Source organism: Nitrobacter sp. TKz-YC01 (genome assembly GCF_047824785.1).
GTDB lineage: Bacteria > Pseudomonadota > Alphaproteobacteria > Rhizobiales > Xanthobacteraceae > Nitrobacter.
The window spans coordinates 3,769,677-3,789,575 of sequence record NZ_CP181167.1 but is presented as its reverse complement, the minus strand read 5'-3'; the positions used below and the strand labels follow the sequence as shown (position 1 = coordinate 3,789,575).

The 19,899-nt window shown below is 63.7% G+C and carries 17 protein-coding genes; 14 read left to right on the top strand and 3 right to left on the bottom strand.

What is annotated here, in order from left to right:
• Window positions 1–4 precede the first annotated feature (4 nt).
• The 4 genes from ACMYR2_RS18055 to glpD all read left to right on the top strand — a co-directional run bounded on the left by ACMYR2_RS18055 (window position 5) and on the right by glpD (window position 5,224).
• Window positions 5–2,095: a 3-hydroxyacyl-CoA dehydrogenase NAD-binding domain-containing protein gene (locus ACMYR2_RS18055; RefSeq protein WP_347263440.1), complete on the top strand. Its 2,091-nt coding sequence runs from the start codon at window positions 5–7 to the stop codon at window positions 2,093–2,095.
• Between the two features lie 176 nt (window positions 2,096–2,271).
• Window positions 2,272–2,706, top strand: a complete 435-nt coding sequence (locus ACMYR2_RS18050) for an acyl-CoA thioesterase (protein WP_347263439.1) — start codon at window positions 2,272–2,274, stop codon at window positions 2,704–2,706.
• A 434-nt stretch (window positions 2,707–3,140) separates the two neighbouring features.
• On the top strand, window positions 3,141–3,377 hold the full coding sequence (locus ACMYR2_RS18045; RefSeq protein ID WP_347263438.1) for a hypothetical protein: 237 nt from the start codon (window positions 3,141–3,143) through the stop codon (window positions 3,375–3,377).
• Window positions 3,378–3,667: 290 nt separating this feature from the next.
• Window positions 3,668–5,224, top strand: coding sequence for a glycerol-3-phosphate dehydrogenase (gene glpD / locus ACMYR2_RS18040; protein ID WP_416194133.1), 1,557 nt, complete (start codon window positions 3,668–3,670; stop codon window positions 5,222–5,224).
• A gap of 136 nt (window positions 5,225–5,360) precedes the next feature.
• Here glpD and ACMYR2_RS18035 read toward each other — a convergent pair whose 3' ends face one another.
• A complete protein-coding gene (locus ACMYR2_RS18035; RefSeq protein ID WP_347263436.1) occupies window positions 5,361–6,812 on the bottom strand; it encodes a helix-turn-helix domain-containing protein in 1,452 nt (483 codons plus the stop codon).
• Window positions 6,813–6,980: 168 nt separating this feature from the next.
• Between ACMYR2_RS18035 and aceA the strand changes: the two genes are divergently transcribed.
• The 3 genes from aceA (at window position 6,981) to ACMYR2_RS18020 (ending at window position 9,421) form a co-directional block, all read left to right on the top strand.
• Complete coding sequence (gene aceA / locus ACMYR2_RS18030; RefSeq protein ID WP_416193428.1) at window positions 6,981–8,288, top strand: isocitrate lyase; 1,308 nt, start codon at window positions 6,981–6,983, stop codon at window positions 8,286–8,288.
• Window positions 8,289–8,315: 27 nt separating this feature from the next.
• Complete coding sequence (locus ACMYR2_RS18025; protein WP_141384194.1) at window positions 8,316–8,522, top strand: hypothetical protein; 207 nt, start codon at window positions 8,316–8,318, stop codon at window positions 8,520–8,522.
• A gap of 344 nt (window positions 8,523–8,866) precedes the next feature.
• Window positions 8,867–9,421 carry a hypothetical protein gene (locus tag ACMYR2_RS18020; RefSeq protein WP_347263434.1) on the top strand — a complete coding sequence of 185 codons (555 nt, stop codon included), beginning with the start codon at window positions 8,867–8,869 and terminating at the stop codon, window positions 9,419–9,421.
• Between the two features lie 42 nt (window positions 9,422–9,463).
• Here the strand turns inward: ACMYR2_RS18020 and ACMYR2_RS18015 are convergent, their stop codons facing one another.
• A complete protein-coding gene (locus ACMYR2_RS18015; protein ID WP_347263433.1) occupies window positions 9,464–10,627 on the bottom strand; it encodes a PQQ-dependent sugar dehydrogenase in 1,164 nt (387 codons plus the stop codon).
• Between the two features lie 152 nt (window positions 10,628–10,779).
• Here ACMYR2_RS18015 and ACMYR2_RS18010 point away from each other — a divergent pair, with 152 nt between their 5' ends.
• Complete coding sequence (locus ACMYR2_RS18010; protein WP_416193427.1) at window positions 10,780–10,965, top strand: hypothetical protein; 186 nt, start codon at window positions 10,780–10,782, stop codon at window positions 10,963–10,965.
• A gap of 135 nt (window positions 10,966–11,100) precedes the next feature.
• Here the strand turns inward: ACMYR2_RS18010 and ACMYR2_RS18005 are convergent, their stop codons facing one another.
• Window positions 11,101–11,751, bottom strand: a complete 651-nt coding sequence (locus ACMYR2_RS18005) for a glutathione S-transferase family protein (RefSeq protein WP_347263431.1) — start codon at window positions 11,749–11,751, stop codon at window positions 11,101–11,103.
• Window positions 11,752–12,177: 426 nt separating this feature from the next.
• Here ACMYR2_RS18005 and ACMYR2_RS18000 point away from each other — a divergent pair, with 426 nt between their 5' ends.
• The 6 genes from ACMYR2_RS18000 (at window position 12,178) to feoB (ending at window position 19,803) form a co-directional block, all read left to right on the top strand.
• Window positions 12,178–13,380, top strand: a complete 1,203-nt coding sequence (locus ACMYR2_RS18000) for a pyridoxal phosphate-dependent aminotransferase (protein ID WP_347263430.1) — start codon at window positions 12,178–12,180, stop codon at window positions 13,378–13,380.
• 225 nt (window positions 13,381–13,605) lie between these two features.
• Window positions 13,606–14,148 carry a DUF992 domain-containing protein gene (locus ACMYR2_RS17995; RefSeq protein WP_347263429.1) on the top strand — a complete coding sequence of 181 codons (543 nt, stop codon included), beginning with the start codon at window positions 13,606–13,608 and terminating at the stop codon, window positions 14,146–14,148.
• Window positions 14,149–14,365: 217 nt separating this feature from the next.
• Window positions 14,366–16,441, top strand: coding sequence for an elongation factor G (locus ACMYR2_RS17990; RefSeq protein WP_347263428.1), 2,076 nt, complete (start codon window positions 14,366–14,368; stop codon window positions 16,439–16,441).
• A 202-nt stretch (window positions 16,442–16,643) separates the two neighbouring features.
• Window positions 16,644–17,480, top strand: coding sequence for a shikimate dehydrogenase (locus ACMYR2_RS17985; protein WP_416194132.1), 837 nt, complete (start codon window positions 16,644–16,646; stop codon window positions 17,478–17,480).
• A gap of 128 nt (window positions 17,481–17,608) precedes the next feature.
• Window positions 17,609–17,926: a FeoA family protein gene (locus tag ACMYR2_RS17980; RefSeq protein ID WP_347263427.1), complete on the top strand. Its 318-nt coding sequence runs from the start codon at window positions 17,609–17,611 to the stop codon at window positions 17,924–17,926.
• Window positions 17,923–19,803: a ferrous iron transporter B gene (feoB, locus tag ACMYR2_RS17975; RefSeq protein ID WP_347263426.1), complete on the top strand. Its 1,881-nt coding sequence runs from the start codon at window positions 17,923–17,925 to the stop codon at window positions 19,801–19,803. The genes ACMYR2_RS17980 and feoB overlap by 4 nt, the downstream gene beginning before the upstream one ends.
• The last annotated feature ends 96 nt before the right edge of the window (window positions 19,804–19,899 follow it).

Genomic DNA, 19,899 nt, shown 5'->3' with positions numbered 1-19,899 from the left:
CGTCATGAATTCAAAAGTATTGGACGTTCTTCAGGATCGCGTGCTGGAACTCGGGCCGAAACCCGATGCAAGCGGCCCCTATCGCCATTTCAAGCTGACCCGTGACAGCGATGGCGTGGCCTGGGTTCTGTTTGATCGCAAGGATTCCAGCGCCAACACGCTGGCGTCGGAGGTGATGGAGGAGTTTGGCGCAATCGTCACCGCGCTGGAAAACCAGCCGCCCGCCGGCGTCGTGCTCCGATCGGCCAAGACGTCCGGCTTCATCGCAGGCGCCGATGTGAACGAATTTCGCGGCGCCACCGATCCAAGTGAAGTCGAGACCACGCTTGGCCGCGCTGACGGTATTATCAGCCGGCTGGAGGCGCTGAAGATTCCGACCATCGCCGTGATCCACGGCTTCTGCCTCGGCGGTGGGCTCGAGGTAGCGCTGGCGTGCCGGACCCGGATCGCCATCGACAATGCGCGGTTCGGTTTCCCCGAAGTGATGCTCGGTCTGCATCCCGGCCTCGGCGGCACGGTGCGCTTTACCCGGCTGGTCAACCCGATGCAGGCGATGACGCTGATGCTGACCGGCAAGACCATCGACGCGCGGAAAGCGAAATCGCTCGGGCTCGTCGATGCCGTGACGCAGGAGCGCCACGTTCGCAACGCGGTGAAGGATGCGGTGGCCGGCCGGCTGAAGCGTGGCCGGCCGAGCGTGCTCAACGGTCTGCTGAATCTAGGTCCCGTTCGCGGCTTTCTCGGCACGCGAATGCGCCGTGAGGCCGCGAAGGCGGCCCCGCAGGAGCATTACCCGGCTCCCTACGCGCTGATCGATCTCTGGGAAAAGCACGGCGGCAGCAAGGCCGCGATGCTGGCGGCCGAGAAGCGATCCTTTGCCGAGTTGATGGTGACGTCGACGGCGCAGAACCTGATCCGGGTGTTCTTCCTCCGCGAGCAGATGAAGAAGCTCGCGGGCAGCGGCAACACGGTGAAGCATCTGCACGTCATCGGCGCCGGCGCCATGGGCGGCGACATCGCCGCGTGGTGCGCGCATCAGGATATCCGGGTCACCCTCGCGGACATGAAGCCGGAACCGATCGCCGGCGCGATCAAGCGCGCGGCCGGTCTTTACGGCAAGATCGTCCGCAAGCGGACCGCTATCCGCGACAGGCTTGACCGGTTGATGCCCGACCTGAGCGGCGACGGCGTGCGCCAGGCGGATCTGATCATCGAGGCGGTGTCCGAAAAGCTCGAACTGAAGCAGAAGGTCTATGCCGCGATCGAGCCAAGGATGAAGCCGGGCGCGATTCTCGCCACCAACACTTCGAGCATTCCGCTCCAGGAGCTGCGCGCGACGTTGCAACGCCCTGAGCGTCTGGTGGGCCTGCACTTCTTCAATCCGGTCTCGCGGCTGCAACTGGTCGAGGTGGTCAGCCATGATGCCGCCGACCCGCAGGTGCTGGAACAGGCCATGGCGTTCGTCGGGGCGATAGACCGGCTGCCGCTGCCGGTGCAGAGCGCGTCGGGCTTCCTCGTCAACCGCGCGCTGACGCCGTACATGCTCGAAGCCATGGTCATGCTGGACGAGAAGATCGACAAGACCGCGATCGATGCGGCGGCGGAGAAATTCGGCATGCCGATGGGACCGATCGAGCTTGCCGACCAGGTGGGGCTGGATATCTGCCTCGCCGTCGGCGACGAATTGCGTTCGAAGTTCGGCGACGCCCTTCCGCAACCGCCGGACTGGCTGCGTGAGAAGGTTGCGAAGGGGGAGCTTGGCCGCAAGACCGGCAAGGGCTTTTATGACTGGCGCAACGGCAAGGCCGAAAAGGGCGAAGCCGGGGATGTGCAGGTTCAGCCCGAAATCATCGACCGCCTGATGCTGCCGATATCGAACGTTTGCGTCGCGTGCCTGCGCGAAGGCATCGTCGATGATCCCGACCTGGTCGACGGCGCGATGATCTTCGGCACCGGCTACGCTCCGTTCCGCGGCGGTCCGCTGAAATATGCGCGGACCAGGGGTGCTGAGAATGTCGCCGCCAATTTGCGCGGGCTCGCGGAGAAGTTCGGCGCTCGCTTTGCGCCGGACCCCGGCTGGGAGTCATTCAAGTAAGACGACCGGATCACGATGGTTTTGGATCGATTCGATCCAAAACCGTCAACGTGATCGATTCCAGTATTTTGAGACGCGGGATGCGGGCGGAAAACCGCACTTCACCTCACTTCTCTTCCCGCTCTAGTGAGACGCCGCGTGAGCTTGTTTCAGATCAACGGATGACAGACCCAGCCATGACCGACCCGACAGCCGTTCACGCGCGGCCGATCGCTGATGCCGCGCCGCTCGGCGAGCTCTGCATCCGCACGCTGGCGATGCCCGCCGACACCAATCAGAACGGCGACATTTTCGGCGGCTGGCTGTTGAGCCAGATGGACATCGGCGGCGGCGTGTTCGCCTCCAAGCTTGCGAAGTCCCGTACCGTGACCGTGGCCATTGAAGCCATGAATTTCCGCAAGCCGGTCTATGTCGGGGATCTGGTCTCCGTTCATGCCACGCTGATCCGTGTCGGCAGAACCTCGATCGCGGTGCATCTGGAAGCCTGGGTGATGCGCCGCAAGGAGAAGCAGTCTATCCTCGTCACCGACGGCAAATTCACTTACGTCGCGATCGACGATAACGGCCGGCCACGGGAAATCCACCAGACCGGCCTGCCGAATCCGGCGTAGTCGAACCGGCGTTTTCGATTCGTTCATTCTAGAGCATCGGACCCGAAAGTGGGAACCGATTTTGGGGTAAATCCGATGCTCAATCAATTAGCTGGAGCGGCGGCGCTGATTCCATTTGATCGGCCGCCGCTCTAGGTCGGCCTGGCCATGGCTTGCCGCCACGAAGTACAACCTGCCATCAGCCTGCCGCGTTTTGAACGAAATATTCTCTCACGCCCGGCTCCGGGATAAAGAACCGGTTCGCCTGAAGAATGCACGAAAAATCAAAAACATGGTGCCTGTCAACGGTTCCGTGGAGCGGGTGCGGACTCTAGACATATTCCAGGTTGTATTCGCCAGAATCATGCTCATATCACAGCCTGAACGACAGGGAACGTTTCACCCAGTTGCCCGTTATCGGCGCGGCCTTGAGGCCGAAAAAATGCGAGTGGGACATGTCGAAAAGCTACATCATCGAAGTCGGTTCAGAGTCCGCGGGCATCGTGGTGCGCGATCGCGCCGGGTTTCGCTTCTTTTCGGCCTCGCAGCGGTTCAGCTCCCTCGACGGCAGGTTGTTTCGAAGCGCCCGTGACGCGGAGCGCGCGGCGAAGGATCGCGCGTTGTCCAAGAAACCCGCCTGTCCCGAGTTCGTGAAATCGCTGCGGCGCGCTCTGCCGAAGCTTCCTTTCTGATGGGAGCATAGGCCGGCGCAGAAACTGCGTTGACCGCTTCGTCAAACATCATCACCATGGCGTGTCCGGCGTGGGGATGTCCCGCGCGCCCTCGGCTGTCGCCCTGACGATTGTCGCCATCCTCGCAATCGAAGCGATCGTCGTCGGCCGGGCACCGGTTCGATGACGCTCGCATGTCGCTAGAGCATCGGACCCGAAAGTAGGTACCGGTTTCGGGATAAATCCGATGCTCAATCAATTAACTGGAGCGGCGGCACTGATTTCATTTGACCGGCCGCCGCTCTAGGATGATGGAGGAGGGCGCGCCCGTGGGTCAGGTTTACGACCTCGCTATCATCGGCGGCGGCATCAACGGCTGCGGGATCGCGCGCGACGCGGCCGGACGGGGCAACTCGGTCGTCCTGTGTGAAATGAACGACCTTGCCAGCGGCACCTCGTCGGGATCGACCAAGCTGGTGCATGGTGGACTGCGTTATCTGGAATATTACGAGTTCCGCCTGGTTCGCGAGGCCCTGATCGAGCGCGAGATTCTCTGGCGGATCGCGCCTCACATCATTCATCCGGCGCGCTTCGTGCTGCCCCATCACGCCGGCCTGAGGCCGGCATGGCTGCTGCGGCTCGGTCTCTTCCTTTACGATCATATCGGCGGCCGCAAGCTGTTGCCGCCGACGTGCTCGGTTGACCTTGCGCGCGATAAAGTCGGAAAGCCGCTGAGTCCCGGCCGCTACCGTAAGGGTTTCGAATATTCCGACTGCGTGGTCGACGATGCCCGTCTCGTCATTCTGACCGCGCGGGATGCGGCCGATCGCGGAGCCGATATCCGGACCCGGGCGCGCGTGGTCGAGACCCGCTTGTCCGACGGACTCTGGCACGTCACGGTGGAGGATACGCTCAGCGGCGAACGCGGCGCAATCGCCGCGCGGGCGCTGGTCAACGCGGGCGGGCCATGGGTTGAGCAGGTGCTGCGGCTGGGAGCCGGCGTCAACAGCCGTGCGCGGGTGCGGCTGGTGCAGGGGTCGCATATCGTGGTCGGAAAACTCTACGATCACGATCGCGCCTACATCTTCCAGAACAGCGACGGCCGGATCGTGTTCGTCATTCCCTATCAGGATGATTTCACCCTGATAGGTACTACGGATCGCGACTATGAGGGGGATCCCGCCGGGGTGAAGGCCTCGGACGAGGAAATCGCCTATCTCTGCGCGTCGGTCAGCGAGTATCTGGCGAAACAGGTCGCGCCACCTGATGTGGTCTGGTCCTATGCGGGGGTGCGCCCGCTCTATGATGACGGCGCCAGCGAGGCCAAGGCCGCCACCCGTGAATACGTCCTCGAACTCGACACCCCCGGCGGCGCGCCGCTGCTGTCGGTCTATGGCGGCAAGATCACGACCTATCGCCGGCTGGCCGAGGAGGCGCTGAAAAAGTTGTCTCCCTATCTGAAGGGGACAAAGGCGCGCGAGGGCTGGACGGCTAAGGCGGCGCTGCCCGGCGGAGACATGGAGGTCTCAGCGGTTGAGGGGATCGCTGCCGATCTGCTGCGCGGCTATCCTTTTCTGACGGAGGGGCACGCGCGCCGTCTGGCGCGCGCCTATGGCACCCGCGCCGCCAGGATGCTGAGGATGGCGAAAACAATGACGGATCTGGGCCGCGATTTCGGGGCCACGCTCACGGAACGCGAGGTCCGCTATCTCATGTCCGACGAATGGGCGTGCACCGCGGAGGATGTCATCTGGCGACGCTCCAAGCTCGGCTTGCGAATGTCGGCGGCCGACATAGCCGCGCTTGAGGCATGGTTCGTGAAACAGACGGAGGCTGGTCGCCTGAGGAAAGCCGAAGCGCGGCCATGAGCATCGCTTCAAGATCATCCAAAAGGCGCGCGGAGCCGGAAGCGATCACACGGACACGAAGAGAACCCCTACGTCGAGCCCGCTTCAGCGGAGCAAGGCCGGGTGCGGCGCTCTGCACGGAACGTGATTCGCATTCTCACACCTCCCGCGCATTCGAAAACGCAAAGCTTGTCATGCGGCGGGTGTTTTCGTCCAGGATCAGCGTGCGCGTGAGCGGGGGATCGGCCCGCTGGGCGCAGTTTTCGCGCTCGCAGAGACGGCAGTTGATGCCGATCGGCGTGCCCTCGGCATTGTCCAGGTTCATCCCGGAAGCATAGACAAGCCTTGCGGCGTGGCGGATTTCGCAGCCCAGGCCGATAGCGAAGCGAGGCTGCGCCAGCGGATGCGGCGCGACCGGCCGGCGCACCATCTGTGCGATCGAGAAGTAGCGGGTGCCGTCCGGCAACTCGATCACCTGCTTCAACAGGCGATCCGGCGTGTCGAACGTGGAGTGGACGTTCCACAGCGGACAGGTGCCGCCGAACTTCGAGAACGGAAACGTGCCGGATGAAAATCGCTTGGAGACATTGCCGGCATTGTCGACGCGCAGCATGAAGAACGGCACGCCTCGCGCGTTCGGCCGCTGCAGCGTGGTCAGGCGGTGGCACACCTGCTCGAATCCGGTGCTGAAGCGTTGCGCCAGCACATGGATGTCGTAGCCGAGCGATTCCGCCGCGGCGAGGAAGGGCTGATAAGGCATCAGCGCGCAGCCTGCGAAGTAGTTCGCGAGCGTGATGCGGTAAAGCCGGCGCGAGGTGTCGTCGAGCGCGCCGGCGCGCGTGATGATCGCATCAAAAGCGGCTGTGCAGTCGGCGAGCGCGATCTGGAATGCGAGCTGGAAGGCGCGCCCGGGGCCGTCCACGAGTTCGGAGATCAGGAGCTGGCGGCGGTGGCGGTCGAAGCGGCGCAGCGTTTCGCGCATGATATCAACCGGCATGATGCGGGTCTGGATCGAATGTTTTTCCCGCAGCCGCGCGCCCAGCGCCGCGAACAGGTCCTGTGCGGGAACGTCGATTTCATCGCGCAGCGCTTCCGCGGCCTGCTCAAGCTCCGGGAAATAATTGCGGTTGGTTTCGATCAGGTCGCGAACCCGCTCGATCGGATCGGCCTCGAAGCGCCCGCCCGTGCTGTCGTCGCGGCCGGCGAACTGCGCCGCCGCCAGCGTTTCGCCTCGCCTCGCCTCGGCGTAGGCGGCGTAGAGGCGCTGCAACGCATGGGTCACGCCCGGGCAGAGCTCAGCCAGATCGCGTAGCTCCTGCTTGGGGATGTCGATCTGGCGAAACAAGGGATCGGAAAAGACCTCGTTCAACTCTGCGAAGAAGCGGTCCTCGTCGGCGGTGGCGAGGTCGCGCAGGTCGAGATCGTAGGTCTCCGCGAGGCGGAGAAGGATCTGCGCGGTGACCGGGCGCTGGTTGCGCTCGATCAGGTTGACGTAGCTCGGGGAAATTCCGAGCCCTTCCGCGAATTGGGTCTGCGAGAGCCCGAGCTGCTGGCGGACACGGCGAAATCGCGGGCCGACGAAGAGTTTCTTGCCTGGGTCGGTGACCATTCCGGGGCTCATCTATGACAGTTTTTACAAAATGACATACAAGACAAATAAGTATGTTACATGACATCACCATTTGAAATCAAGGTATCTATACTAAAGGTCTGAACTGGCGTTTATCTATCCAGGTATCTTGCAATGCAATGTCATGAATGTGAACTGGAGATAGGGATGACCAGGACCTTTGAGCAGATCGTTCCCGCCCCCAAGGGCCGGTTTGAGGGGATCAGCCGTCCCTATGCTCCGGAGGACGTGGAACGGCTGCGCGGCTCGGTCGCGATCGAGTACACCCTGGCCGAGAGGGGCGCGAACCGGCTGTGGAAGCAACTCAACGAAATGCCTTACGTGAATTCGCTTGGCGCCGTTACCGGCAATCAGGCGATGCAGCAGGCGCGCGCCGGTCTGCCCGCGATCTATCTCTCCGGCTGGCAGGTCGCCGCCGACGCCAACACCGCGGGTGCGATGTATCCGGACCAGAGCCTCTATCCGGCCAACGCCGGCCCTGAACTCTGCCGCCGCATCAACCGGACCTTTCAGCGCGCCGACCAGATCGAGCACGCCGAGGGTGGGGCGAGGATCGACTGGTTCGTGCCGATCGTCGCTGACGCTGAAGCGGGTTTCGGCGGACCGCTCAACGCGTTCGAGATCATGAAGGCCTATATCGAGGCGGGCGCGGCGGGCGTCCACTTCGAGGATCAGCTCGCATCGGAAAAGAAGTGCGGCCACATGGGCGGCAAGGTGCTGATCCCGACCGCGGCGCATGAGCGCAATCTGATCGCGGCGCGGCTTGCGGCTGACGTTTGCGGGGTGCCGACCCTCGTGCTGGCGCGCACCGACGCGGAGAGCGCGAAGCTGATCACGTCGGACATTGACGAGCGCGATCACGAGTTCATCACCGGCGAACGCACGGCGGAAGGCTTCTATCGCCTGAAGCCCGGCACCGGCCTGGACCACTGCATCAAGCGCGGGCTGTCATATGCGAGATACGCGGACCTTCTGTGGTGGGAGACCTCGAAACCCGACCTCGAAGGCGCGCGCAAGTTCGCGGAAGCCGTCAAGAAAGTTCATCCGGACAAGATGCTGGCCTACAACTGCTCGCCCTCGTTCAACTGGGAAGCCAACCTCGACAAGGCCGCCATCGCGCAATTCCAGAAGGAGATCGCCGCGATGGGCTACAAGTTTCAGTTTGTCACGCTGGCGGGATTCCACTCGCTCAACCACGGCATGTTCGAACTGGCGCGCGGCTACAAGACCAAGGGCATGGCGGCCTATTCCCGTCTCCAGCAGGCTGAGTTCGCATCGGAACAGTTCGGTTACTCGGCCACGCGCCATCAGCGCGAGGTCGGCACCGGCTACTTCGATCTGGTGTCGACCACGATCACGGGAGGCCAATCTTCGACTACCGCGCTTCACGATTCCACGGAAGCCGCGCAGTTCAAGCCTCAGGGCTCACCGATCAACGTTCAGGCCGCTGAGTAAAGCGGACGAACAGGCGAGGAGGTTCTCATGACCCGTAGCAACTTCTGGGTAATCGGCGGCGAATTCGGTTCAATGAACTTCCACAAGCTGGTGGAAGGCTCGGCCCAGGTGCAAGGACCGTTCAAGACGCGGAAGGAAGCGGAGGACGCCTGGAGGGTGGTGTCCGAGGAAAATCGTTACCGCGCCGGCGTGCGCTTCTCGATCGTGGAAGAGCCGAACCGCATGGCGGGCTGAGGCTCGTCCGTCTTGGAGTCTGTTTCAACTGCGTTCAATCAGACTCGTCGCATATCATTTTGTTTGAGCATGATCTTATCCGAAAACCGGTTTCCACTTTGCGATGGCGCGGCCCTTCGGGTCGGGATCATGCTCTAAAAAGAAGAAGCGTCCAAGGAAGCAGCGGCCCTGCCCGGCAGATCGGGCGGGGCCGTTGTGCATCCGGCGGGCTGAGTGCCCGCGGAAGCAGTCGTCAGCCCATAAGCCTTTGGATCTAAACGGCCTTTGCGCCGACCGGAGTTGCTGTTAAGTTGCATGGTTACCGTCTGGTTAAAGGGCGGCAGCATCTGCGGGAAAGGCGGCCGATGTCGGACGCACCGATCATTGGAAGGAGCGCGGCGGAAACGGCGAAGCCGCTGCGGCTGCGCGACGCGCTATGGCGGGCCCGGATCGAGGCCGCCGATCGCACCGGCGTCGTCGTTGATCTGCGCGACGCGGAAGCGGCGCGGCTTGAGATCCTGAACGAGGCGCTTGATCCGTTGTTCGCGGAGGTGCCGGATCAGATCGACCTGTTCGATCGGGGTATCAGCAAGGGAGACACGCCGCGGCTGTGGATCGACATCGTCGCCCATGTCGTGATGGGACGCGACAAGCGCCTGTACCGCTTTGTTCAGGATACCCGGTACGGCCGGATCGTGCTCGCGGAGTCCCATGACTCGGCCGCGATCGTCAAGGCGGTCACGGACTATGTCGCGCGACGCATGATCGAGCGTGAGCGTGCGCTGTCGGCGACGCCGCTGTGGGAGCCGGCGGAGACGAGGAAGCCTGTTCGCGGATACCTGACATTCGCGTTCGGTTTCATCGCAGGCGCCGCCGTGCTTTTCGGCTTCGCGCTGCTCGCCGCGCTCAGGACTCCGTGAGACGATGAAGGACGCGCGGCGCGGCGATCCCGGCGCGACGCGTTATTTCCCGGCGGGCGATACTCGCAACAGGCGTCCCGCCTTGCTGTCGGTCAGAAGCCACAGCGCGCCGTCGGACGCCTGGCGGACGTCGCGGATGCGCTCGTCGAGGTCTTGCAGCAGGCGTTCCTCGCCGGTGACCTCATCGCCCCGGAGCGAAAGGCGCACCAGCATCCGCCCCGAGAGCGCGCCGATGAAAAGGTTGCCTTTCCACGACGGAAACAGCGCGCCGGTATAGAAGGCCATGCCGGAAGGCGAGATCGACGGCACCCAGTGCTTCACCGGCTGTTCCATGCCTTCCCTTGAGGCGCCGGCATGAATCTTCGCACCGTTGTAATCGATGCCGTAGCCGATCACCGGCCAGCCGTAGTTCTTGCCCTTGCCGATGATGTTGACCTCGTCGCCGCCGCGCGGGCCGTGCTCGACCTCCCACAGACCGCCGGTCGCCGGATTGATGGCGAGTCCCTGCTCGTTGCGATGGCCGTAGCTCCAGATTTCTGGCCTGGCGCCGGCGCGGCCGACGAACGGATTGTCGGAGGGCGCCGAGCCATCCGGCGCGATGCGGATCACCTTGCCGAGGTGGTTGGCGAGATTCTGGGCTTCGTCACGATGGCTGAAATGATCGCCGAGCGTCACGAACAGGTTGCCGTCGTCAGCTTGCGCGATGCGGCAGCCATAGTGATTGCCCGACGACAGCGGTCCTTCCTGACGGAAGATGATCCCCACGTCCTGAAGACGATCCTCACTCAACCGGGCGCGTGCGATGGCGGTTCGTCCGCCGCGTTCCACCCGCTCCGCGAAGCAGAAATAGAGGGTCTTGTTGTCCGCGAACGACCTGTCCAGCACGACGTCGAGCAGGCCGCCCTGACCGGAGTTCCAGACGCCCGGCACGTTCTTGAGCGGCGGCGACAGATCGCCGTCGGGGCTGACGATACGAAAGCGCCCGGGCCGTTCCGTGACCAGTGCCCGCCCGTCCGGCAGCAAGGCGAGCCCCCAGGGGTGGACGAGGCCGCTGGCGACGGTCGAGACCTCGATCGGCCCGGCTGACGACTGGTACGATTGGCTTTCGCTGCGCGCGCCGGTGGCGAAGCAAGCCGCGAGCAAGCAAGCCGCGAAAATGGTGACCGCGCGCCGAATGGCCGCAGCCCGCATGACGGGTGTATTCATCGGCCGCTCCTGGCAATCAGCGATGGCTCACACGCAGGGAGTTCCATGACGGAGATCGGATTCACAGACCAGGATTCACAGAAATGGGACGCCGCACCAAATCGGGCGTGGGCCGATGTAAACTGCAAGGAACGGGTCAGGTTCCGATCGGCATGGCCATCGCGACCTTGATCGACATCATTGCGAAAGCGACGGAAAGGGAGACCGCAAAAGCAGCGATGGCCAGTGAAGCCGCGACCGCATGGATCAGGTGCGCCGAGGCGACGGGCGCGAAGCGCCCTCCAAACCATCCGATCGAACCCGGCGAGCGCCTCATTGTCGAATCTCCACAAGCATGAGCGAATCACCCCCGCCCTCGACCATCTTTCACCAGTCGCGGGCAGGATTGGGGCAATCGGCGCGGAGAGAAGCGCTTCCAGCGCGTGTGCTGTCGAAGCTGGTGCCTGGATTGAGACTGATGCCGACCGCGCAGGTCAGGCCCTTGCGATTCGGACCGCGGCGTGGCCTGAAGAAACCGTGCTGCCGTCCATGGTCACGAAGCCGGGCTGCTGTTCGATCCGCCGCAACCAGGCACGGACAGAGGGGAATGTGGCGAGGTCGAAATCGCATTGGTCGGCGAGGTGGGTGTAGGCATAAAGAGCGATGTCGGCGATGGTCAGCTGGCCGGCGGCGAAGAAGTCATGGGTTCTGAGATGATTCTCCATGACCTGGAGGGCCGCGTAGCCACGCTCCATCCAGTCGTCCAGCGCGTGAGTCTGCAGATCGCGTCCCCCTTTAACGAGCGACAGCCAGAAATACGCGGCGCCGATATTGGGCTCCAGCGCGTGCTGCTCGAAGAACATCCACTGCAACGCTTCGGCGCGCTCGATCGGTGAATCCGGCGCCAGCCCGGTTCCGATCGCGACATACCACAGGATCGCGTTGGACTCCGCGAGGTAACGCCCTTCTGCCACCTCCAGTAACGGCACCTGCCCGCTCGGGTTCTTCGCCAGAAAATCCGGCGTGCGGCTTTCACCACGCAGGATGTCGATTTCGATGGCATGATAAGGCACGTCAAGGAAAGTCAGCGCGAGGCGAACCTTGTAGCTGTTTCCCGAGCGCTGCATCGAATAGAGCTTGTACATTCGCGTGGCTCCCGATGTCGCGCGGTGAGGCTGCCGATTTCGCATCTGATAGTTTTCGTATCTGACAATGAGGATGGCACTGAACCGGCGCAAGACCTCAACTTTGAAACTTATTGAGGTGGACGACAAGCGCCGCCGCGCGAATAGCCGGTAATTGCCGGCATCGGGGATTTTTCAGAAAGTTCATTCCGCCCACGAAGCGTCGCGGGTCACATTGCGTTGAAGGCGGCGCTGTTCGAAGGCGAGCGGAATGCCGGTCCCGGACCGGCGCGGGGCGGCTCCGCTTGATTTTCACGAAACGGCATCGCCGCCGACACCAGGCCCGCAAGCTTCTTGCGGCGCAACCTGACGCACACTAATGTGCCGGGATTCCAGTCAATGAGGTAGCGTGGAAGGGGTGACCGCCACGCTTGCTAGGAGATGACGATGTCGTTCCTGTCCGCCGCGCTCGATCGTGTGAAGCCGTCCGCGACCATCGCGGTCACGGATAAGGCACGTCGGCTCAAGGCGGAGGGACGAAACGTGATCGGCCTCGGCGCGGGCGAGCCGGACTTCGATACGCCGGCCAATATCAAGCTGGCCGCGGTTCATGCCATCGAGGCGGGCAAGACCAAATATACGGCGGTCGATGGCATCCCCGAATTGAAGCAGGCCATTATCGCCAAGTTTCAGCGCGACAACGAACTGACCTACAAGCCGAACCAGATCATTGTCGGCACCGGCGGCAAGCAGGTTCTCTACAACGCGCTGATGGCGACCATCAATCCCGGTGACGAGGTCGTCATCCCCGCGCCGTACTGGGTCAGCTATCCCGAGATGGTGGCGCTGGCGGGAGGCGAGCCCGTGCCGGTGATCTGCACGGCGGAGTTCGGATTCAAGCTGCAGCCCGAGGCGCTGGAAAGAGCGATCACGCCGAAGACCAAGTGGATCATCCTCAATTCGCCGTCGAACCCGACCGGCGCGGCCTATACGCGGGCCGAATTGAAGGCGCTGACCGACGTGCTGGTGAAGCATCCCCACGTCTGGATCATGACCGACGATATGTACGAGCATCTGATCTATGACCAGTTCGAGTTCACCACTCCGGCGCAGGTCGAGCCGAAACTGTTCGACCGCACCCTGACGGTCAACGGCGTGTCGAAGGCCTACTGCATGACGGGCTGGCGAATCGGCTATGCGGGGGGGCCCGCGCAGCTGATCAAGGCGATGGCGACGATCCAGTCGCAATCGACCTCGAACCCGTCGTCCATTTCGCAATGGGCGGCGGTGGAAGCCCTGAACGGTCCCCAAGGGTTCATCGAGGCGAACAACAAGGTATTCAAGGAGCGCCGCGACATCGTGGTGGCGATGCTGAATCAGGCCAGTGGCATCGATTGTCCCCGGCCGGAAGGCGCGTTCTACGTCTATCCGTCGTGCGCCGGCGCCATCGGCAAGACCACGCCGTCCGGCAAGACGCTCGCGACGGACGAGGATTTTGTCACTGAACTGCTGGAGGCCGAGGGCGTCGCGGTGGTGCAGGGGTCGGCGTTTGGCTTGGGGCCGGCGTTTCGCATCTCCTATGCGACTAAAACGGCGGATCTTGAAGAAGCCTGCAAGCGCATCCAGCGTTTCTGTGGCAGCCTGCGCTGATCGCCTGAGAAGGCTTCATGAGATGGGCCGGCGTCCGAGCCTTCCGCTGTAAGCTGGCACCTGCACTCGGTCCCGAAAGGTTTTGTCCGCATGTTCATTTAAGGTTTAGCAAGGTTCAGGCATGTTGGTGTAGTGAGTGTGGCGTTCGCCTTGTTTTGGACACGCCGGTTCCATCATGTCCCAAACCTTTACCGATTCCCAACCGATTCCAAGCGGAGATCATTCATGAACTTCCCGAAACTTCTCGCTGCGGCCGCCGTGACCCTCGTCGCGTCGGTTGCGGGCGCCCAGGCCCAGTATCAACATCATGGAGTCCAGGCCGGCGTCCTTGAGTGCGGGGGCGGCCAGCATGTGGGCTATATCGTTGGTTCCACAACGGAACTTCAGTGCATCTTCCGTAGCAGCACCGGTGCGCCGCCTGAACCCTACATCGCGCGCGTCCAGCGCTTTGGCCTCGACCTTGGCGTCACTCAGCAGACCGGCCTGGCATGGATCGTCCATGCGCCGAGCGGACGGGTGGGCCGCGGCGCGCTGGCCGGCCATTTCGGCGGAGTCGGAGCGAACGCGACGGTCGGCGTCGGGATCGGCGCGAACCTGCTGGTCGGTGGTTCGGGCAACTCGATCTCGCTGCAGCCGCTGAGCCTCCAGGGCCAGACCGGCTTCAGCGCCGCGGCCGGCGTGGTCGATGTCGATCTTCGCCCGGCGGATGTGCGTGCGACGCCTCGCAAGAAGCGGCATCGTCACCATCATCGCCGTCACCATCACTGATTGGACGACTGAAGAGGCCCGCGAAAGCGGGCCTTTTCTTTCTCACGGATATTTTCTCACTGAAGAACGTATCCGGGAAAAGCGGACCGGGGCCGCCAAACGCGGCGCGGGTGTCCGGCCGTCCGGTGCGTTTTCACGCTTGCCAAATTCCGCCTGCGGGTGGAGCATCGCCATTGCCGACCCGATCATGGGCCGACTTCCAGACCAGGAGGCGGCAATGGGACAAGACCTCAGAAGTTCTCACGGGGGTTCTCAAGGCACTCAAGCATCGGGTCCCCGGTGCATCGCGCTGGTGGGCCCGTTCCAAAGCGGTAAGACCACGCTTCTCGAAGCCATCCTTGCCCGAACGGGCGCGATTCCCAAAGCAGGCAGCGTCGATCAGGCCACCAGCGTCGGTGACGCCAGCGCCGAGGCTCGCCAGCACAGAATGGGAGTCGCCCCCACCCCGGTCACCACCTGCTTCATGGACGAAAGTTACACCTTTATCGATTGTCCGGGGTCGATCGAATTCGCGCACGACATGCGCGCGGCGATTCCCGCGGTCGATGCGGCGGTCGTGGTGTGCGAGGCGGATGAGCGCAAGCTGCCGCAGCTACAGATCATCCTTCGCGAACTGGAAGATCTGAATATTCCCCGCTTTCTGTTTCTCAACAAGATCGACAAGGCGAACAAGGGCGTTCGCGAAACCCTGGCCACGTTGCAGCCGGCGTCGCGAACGCCGCTGGTGCTGCGGCAGATTCCGATCTGGAAGGGCGATTCGATCGCGGGGTTCGTCGATCTCGCGCTGGAGCGCGCCTTCGTCTATCGCGAGCACGCGGCCTCCGAGGTCGTCCAGCTCGACGGCGGCGATCTCGACCGCGAGAAGGACGCGCGGTTCTCGATGCTGGAGAAACTCGCCGATCACGACGACGCGTTGATGGAGCAGTTGCTCGAGGATATCGCGCCGCCGCGGGATGCGGTGTTCGACGACCTCGCTCGCGAACTGCGCGAAGGCAAAATCTGCCCTGTGCTGCTCGGCTCGGCGGCGCGCGAAAACGGCGTGATGCGGCTGATGAAAGCGCTGCGTCACGAAGCTCCCGGCATCGGCGAGACCGTGAAGCGCATGGGCGTGGCCGGCAGCAGGGAGGCCTTGGGCTGCGTGTTCAAGACCGTGCACCTCCAGCATGGCGGCAAGCTGTCGCTGGCGAGGGTGCTGACCGGACGTTTCGACGACGGCGCGGCGGTGCAGGCATCCTCGGGCGAAGCCGGAAAGATATCCGGCATTTTCGCGGCAACCGGCGCGCAGGAGACCAAGCGCGCATCGGCGGGCGCGGGCGATGTGGTTGCATTGGGCAAGCTCGAGGCCGTCAGGACCGGCGATACGCTCACGACCGCCAGGACCGCGCCGCCCTCGCTGGTCAGCATCGCGCCGTCCCCGCTTGTGCTTGCGATGGCGCTTGCCGCAGCCGATCGCAAGGACGACGTCAAGCTCGGACAGGCTTTGAGCAAGCTCAACGAGGAGGATCCCTCGCTCGCCGTCGTTCACAATCCGCAGACCCACGACACCGTGCTGTGGGGACAGGGCGAGATGCATCTGCGCGTCGCGCTGGAACGGCTGCGCGATCGTTTCGGCGTCAACGTTTCCTCGCATCCGCCCGCGATCGGCTACCAGGAAGCGATCCGCAAGCCTGTCACCCAGCGCGGACGCCATAAGAAGCAGTCCGGGGGGCATGGCCAGTTCGGCGACGTGATGCTGGAGATTCAACCGCTGTCGCGCGGCGTCGGTTTCGTCTTTGTCGACAGGATCGTGGGCGGCGCGGTGCCGCGCAATTATATCGGCGCGGTCGAGGACGGCGTGGTGGACGGGCTCGCGCGCGGTCCCCTTGGCTTTCCCGTGACCGATGTGCAGGTGACGCTGACCGACGGCTCCTATCACAGCGTCGACTCCTCGGATCAGGCGTTCCGCACCGCCGCCCGCATCGGGATCGCCGAGGCATTGCCGAAATGCCAGCCGGTGTTGCTGGAGCCCATTGATGTGGTCGAGATCGTTTGCCCGAGTGAGGCGACCGCGAAGGTCAATGCGATCCTGGCGGCTCGTCGCGGCCAGATTCTTGGCTTCGACAGTCGCGAGGGCTGGTCCGGCTGGGACTGCGTGCGGGCGACGATGCCGGAAGCCGAGATCGGCGATCTCATCATTGAACTGAGGTCGGCGACCGCGGGAGCGGGCGGTTTTACCCGGCAGTTCGACCGCATGGCCGAAGTCACCGGGCGGACCGCGGACCAGATCATCGCCTCGCGTCGCGTGGCGGCTTAGAGAGCAAGATCCCGACCCGAAGGGCCGCGCCAGCGCAAAGTGGAAACCGGTTTTCGGAAGATCGCAGCCCGCGCCGTGAGCGCGGGCCGGGGATGCGTGTTGCAGTGCGGCCGGCGGCGGCATTGACAGGCGGCGCGGCTTGAATGATTCCATTCTGGCGGGCCGCCCTGATGGTCGGGCGCGCACGCGACGGGATCCCATGATGATAGCCGAGACAACAGGCCGGGCCGCCTGCCTGATCGGATGGCCCGCGGCGCATTCGCGCTCGCCGCTGATCCATCACTATTGGCTGCGCTTGCACGGAATAACGGGGGGTTACAGCATCGAGGCGATTCCGCCCGAAGGATTCGCCGAATTCGTCATGCATCTTTCGACGCACGGCTTCGCGGGCGCCAATGTCACGATCCCGCACAAGGAGCGGGCGCTGCAGCTCACGGAGCCGGATGAGCGTGCGAGAGCCGTCGGCGCCGCCAACACGCTCTATTATGACGGCGCCGTTCTGCGGTCCACCAATACCGACGTCGAGGGCTTTATCAGTAATCTGGACGTTGCGGCGCCGGGCTGGGACCGGACCGGGGACGCGCTGGTGCTTGGCGCCGGCGGAGCGTCGCGGGCCGTGGTGTTCGGCCTGGTCGAGCGCGGCATCCCGCGCATCCATCTCGCCAACCGCACGATGGAAAGGGCGCGGGTGCTCGCGGATCAATTCGGGGCGAGGGTTATTCCGGCGGCCTGGAACACGCTTGGCGAGCTGCTGCCGCGCACCGGCCTGCTCGTCAATACCACCTCGCTCGGCATGAACGGACAACCGCCGCTGGACATTGATCTGGCGCTGCTGCCGCGGGATGCGGTGGTCGCCGATCTGGTCTATGTTCCCCTGGAAACGCCATTGCTGTCCGCGGCGCGTGCGCGGGGCCTCAGGACTGCGGACGGCCTCGGGATGCTGCTGCATCAGGCGGTGCGCGGGTTCGAACTGTGGTTCGGCCTGCGTCCCGCGGTGACGCAGGAACTGCGCGCGCTGGTCGAAGCCGATCTTCTATAGCGTTTTCGACGTGAGATGCCTTTACTTTTTAATCATTCTAGCAAAATTCAATCAATGCTCTGTGTCTTGACCCCCACGAGAGGTTGATCCACTGGATAGAGGCGTCACCCCCTTCATCAGCGAGCATCATGTCCGATCCCGATACCAGAACCCTTGAAGCAACGCAGGCCACGCCGCTCGGCCTCGCGCGGCGCGGCTTTTGCGGCCGGGTCAGCGCCATCATGGTCGGCGGCGACCATCTTGGCGTGTCGGCGAGCGAGATCGAACGGCGTCTTCTCGAATTTGGCATCGTCGAGGGCGCGTCGGTTCAGATTTTGCACGAAGGACCGGTCGGCCGGGATCCGATCGCGGTCCGGGTCAACGGCACGACGATCGCGTTGCGTCGGCGCGAAGCGATGGCGATCATGGTCGGTGATCACGATCAGGCGGCGAAAACCGCGACATGACCGCAATCGAGGTGAATGACTGGCGCATCGCCCTGGTTGGAACGCCCAACTGCGGCAAGACCGCTTTGTTCAATGCGCTTACCGGCAGCCGGCAGAAGGTGGCCAACTACGCCGGAGTCACGGTGGAGCGCAAGTCGGGGGTTTTGCGCACCGCATCCGGCCATCGCGTCGATCTGATCGATCTGCCCGGAACTTATTCCTTGCGGGGACGCAGCCCGGACGAGGACATCACCCGCGACGTCATTCTCGGCAAGCTCGCGAGCGAAAGCCCGCCGGATTTTCTGCTCTGCGTGGCCGACGCCACCAACCTTCGCGTGGCGCTGCGCCTCGTGATCGAACTGAAGCGCGTGCACCGGCCGATGCTTCTGGTGCTGAACATGATCGATATCGCGCGGCGCCGCGGCGTCGACATCGATCTCGACAAGCTCTCCGCTGAACTTGGCGTGCCGGTCGTCACATCGACCGCCGTGCGGCGCGGCGGCATCGACGATCTGCTGTGCCGGATCGATGAGATCGCGGGAAAGCCGACCGGCGCCATCGCCGAAAGTGACTGGACGACGCCGGCCGCATCGGACCTGCGCGCCGCGCAGCGCGAGGCCGATCGCGTGATCCGCGCCGCGATCAGCGAGCCGGCCAAGCCCGACACATGGACCACGCGGGTGGATGCCGTTCTGCTGCATCCGGTGTGGGGGATGGTTGCGCTGCTTCTTTTGCTGTTCGTGATGTTCCAGGCTGTCTTCGCCTGGGCCGAACCGGCGATGGAACTCATCAGTCAGGGGTTTGACGCGCTTGGCGCGCTCTCGGCGGCGGTGCTGCCGGACGGATTGTTGCAGAGCTTCATTCAGAACGGCGTGATCTCCGGCGTCGGCAGCGTCATCGTGTTCCTGCCGCAGATCCTCATCCTGTTTCTGTTCATTCTGCTGCTTGAGGATCTCGGCTACATGGCGCGCGCGGCGTTCCTGATGGACCGCATCATGGGCGGGGCAGGACTGCACGGACGCGCTTTTATCCCGCTGCTGTCGAGCTTCGCCTGCGCGATTCCGGGGATCATGGCGACGCGGGTGATCGACAACAAGCGCGATCGGCTGACCACGATCATGGTCGCGCCGCTGATGACCTGCTCGGCGCGCATCCCGGTCTATACCTTGATCATCGCGGCCTTCGTGCCGAACCAGCCGGTTCTTGGCGTGCTGGGATTGCAGGGGCTCGTGATGTTCGGGCTCTATGCGTTGGGGATATTCAGCGCGCTCGCCGTGTCGTTCGTGGCCAACCGCTTCTTCTGGCGTGACAGCGCGACGCCGCCGTTCATGCTGGAACTGCCGGATTACAAGCTGCCGCAACTGCGCAGCGTGCTGATGAACCTCTACCAGCGCGCGATGGCGTTTTTGAAGCGCGCCGGCACGACGATCTTTTCGATGATGGTCCTGATCTGGTTCCTGGCGTCCTTCCCGCGTCCGCCGGAGGGCGCCACCGAGCCCGCGATCGATTTCAGCCTTGCGGCGATGATCGGCCGCTGGATCGAGCCGGTGCTCGCGCCGATCGGCTTCAACTGGCAAATCAGCGTTGCGCTGATTCCCGGCATGGCGGCGCGCGAGGTGGCGGTCGCTTCGCTTGGCACCGTTTATGCGATCGAGGGAGGCAACGAGGCGGCGGAGCAGGTCGGGCAAATGCTGGCCGGTCAATGGAGTTTCGCCACCGCGCTGGCTTTTCTCGCGTGGTATGTGTTTGCGCCGCAATGCGCTTCGACGCTGGCCGTCATCAAGCGCGAGACCGGCGGGTGGCGCTGGGTGCTGACCACATTCTTCTACATGCTGTCGATGGCTTATCTGGCGGCGTTCGTCACCTACCGCGTTGCGCTGGCGCTGGGTTGGGGCTGATCGCCCACCGCGCGGAGCCGGAGCCTGAATGGCGACCTTCGCCGGAACTCTGGCCTGCACGATGGCGTTACATAAGCGGCGGTACCGAAAGCGCTT

Bases quoted from the DNA above. Each gene is read 5' to 3' on its own strand.
- ACMYR2_RS18055 (WP_347263440.1), top strand. From the start codon at position 5: ATGAATTCAAAAGTATTGGACGTTCTTCAGGATCGCGTGCTGGAACTC.
- ACMYR2_RS18050 (WP_347263439.1), top strand. From the start codon at position 2,272: ATGACCGACCCGACAGCCGTTCACGCGCGGCCGATCGCTGATGCCGCG.
- ACMYR2_RS18045 (WP_347263438.1), top strand. From the start codon at position 3,141: ATGTCGAAAAGCTACATCATCGAAGTCGGTTCAGAGTCCGCGGGCATC.
- glpD (WP_416194133.1), top strand. From the start codon at position 3,668: ATGGAGGAGGGCGCGCCCGTGGGTCAGGTTTACGACCTCGCTATCATC.
- ACMYR2_RS18035 (WP_347263436.1), bottom strand. From the start codon at position 6,812: ATGGTCACCGACCCAGGCAAGAAACTCTTCGTCGGCCCGCGATTTCGC.
- aceA (WP_416193428.1), top strand. From the start codon at position 6,981: ATGACCAGGACCTTTGAGCAGATCGTTCCCGCCCCCAAGGGCCGGTTT.
- ACMYR2_RS18025 (WP_141384194.1), top strand. From the start codon at position 8,316: ATGACCCGTAGCAACTTCTGGGTAATCGGCGGCGAATTCGGTTCAATG.
- ACMYR2_RS18020 (WP_347263434.1), top strand. From the start codon at position 8,867: ATGTCGGACGCACCGATCATTGGAAGGAGCGCGGCGGAAACGGCGAAG.
- ACMYR2_RS18015 (WP_347263433.1), bottom strand. From the start codon at position 10,627: ATGAATACACCCGTCATGCGGGCTGCGGCCATTCGGCGCGCGGTCACC.
- ACMYR2_RS18010 (WP_416193427.1), top strand. From the start codon at position 10,780: ATGGCCATCGCGACCTTGATCGACATCATTGCGAAAGCGACGGAAAGG.
- ACMYR2_RS18005 (WP_347263431.1), bottom strand. From the start codon at position 11,751: ATGTACAAGCTCTATTCGATGCAGCGCTCGGGAAACAGCTACAAGGTT.
- ACMYR2_RS18000 (WP_347263430.1), top strand. From the start codon at position 12,178: ATGTCGTTCCTGTCCGCCGCGCTCGATCGTGTGAAGCCGTCCGCGACC.
- ACMYR2_RS17995 (WP_347263429.1), top strand. From the start codon at position 13,606: ATGAACTTCCCGAAACTTCTCGCTGCGGCCGCCGTGACCCTCGTCGCG.
- ACMYR2_RS17990 (WP_347263428.1), top strand. From the start codon at position 14,366: ATGGGACAAGACCTCAGAAGTTCTCACGGGGGTTCTCAAGGCACTCAA.
- ACMYR2_RS17985 (WP_416194132.1), top strand. From the start codon at position 16,644: ATGATAGCCGAGACAACAGGCCGGGCCGCCTGCCTGATCGGATGGCCC.
- ACMYR2_RS17980 (WP_347263427.1), top strand. From the start codon at position 17,609: ATGTCCGATCCCGATACCAGAACCCTTGAAGCAACGCAGGCCACGCCG.
- feoB (WP_347263426.1), top strand. From the start codon at position 17,923: ATGACCGCAATCGAGGTGAATGACTGGCGCATCGCCCTGGTTGGAACG.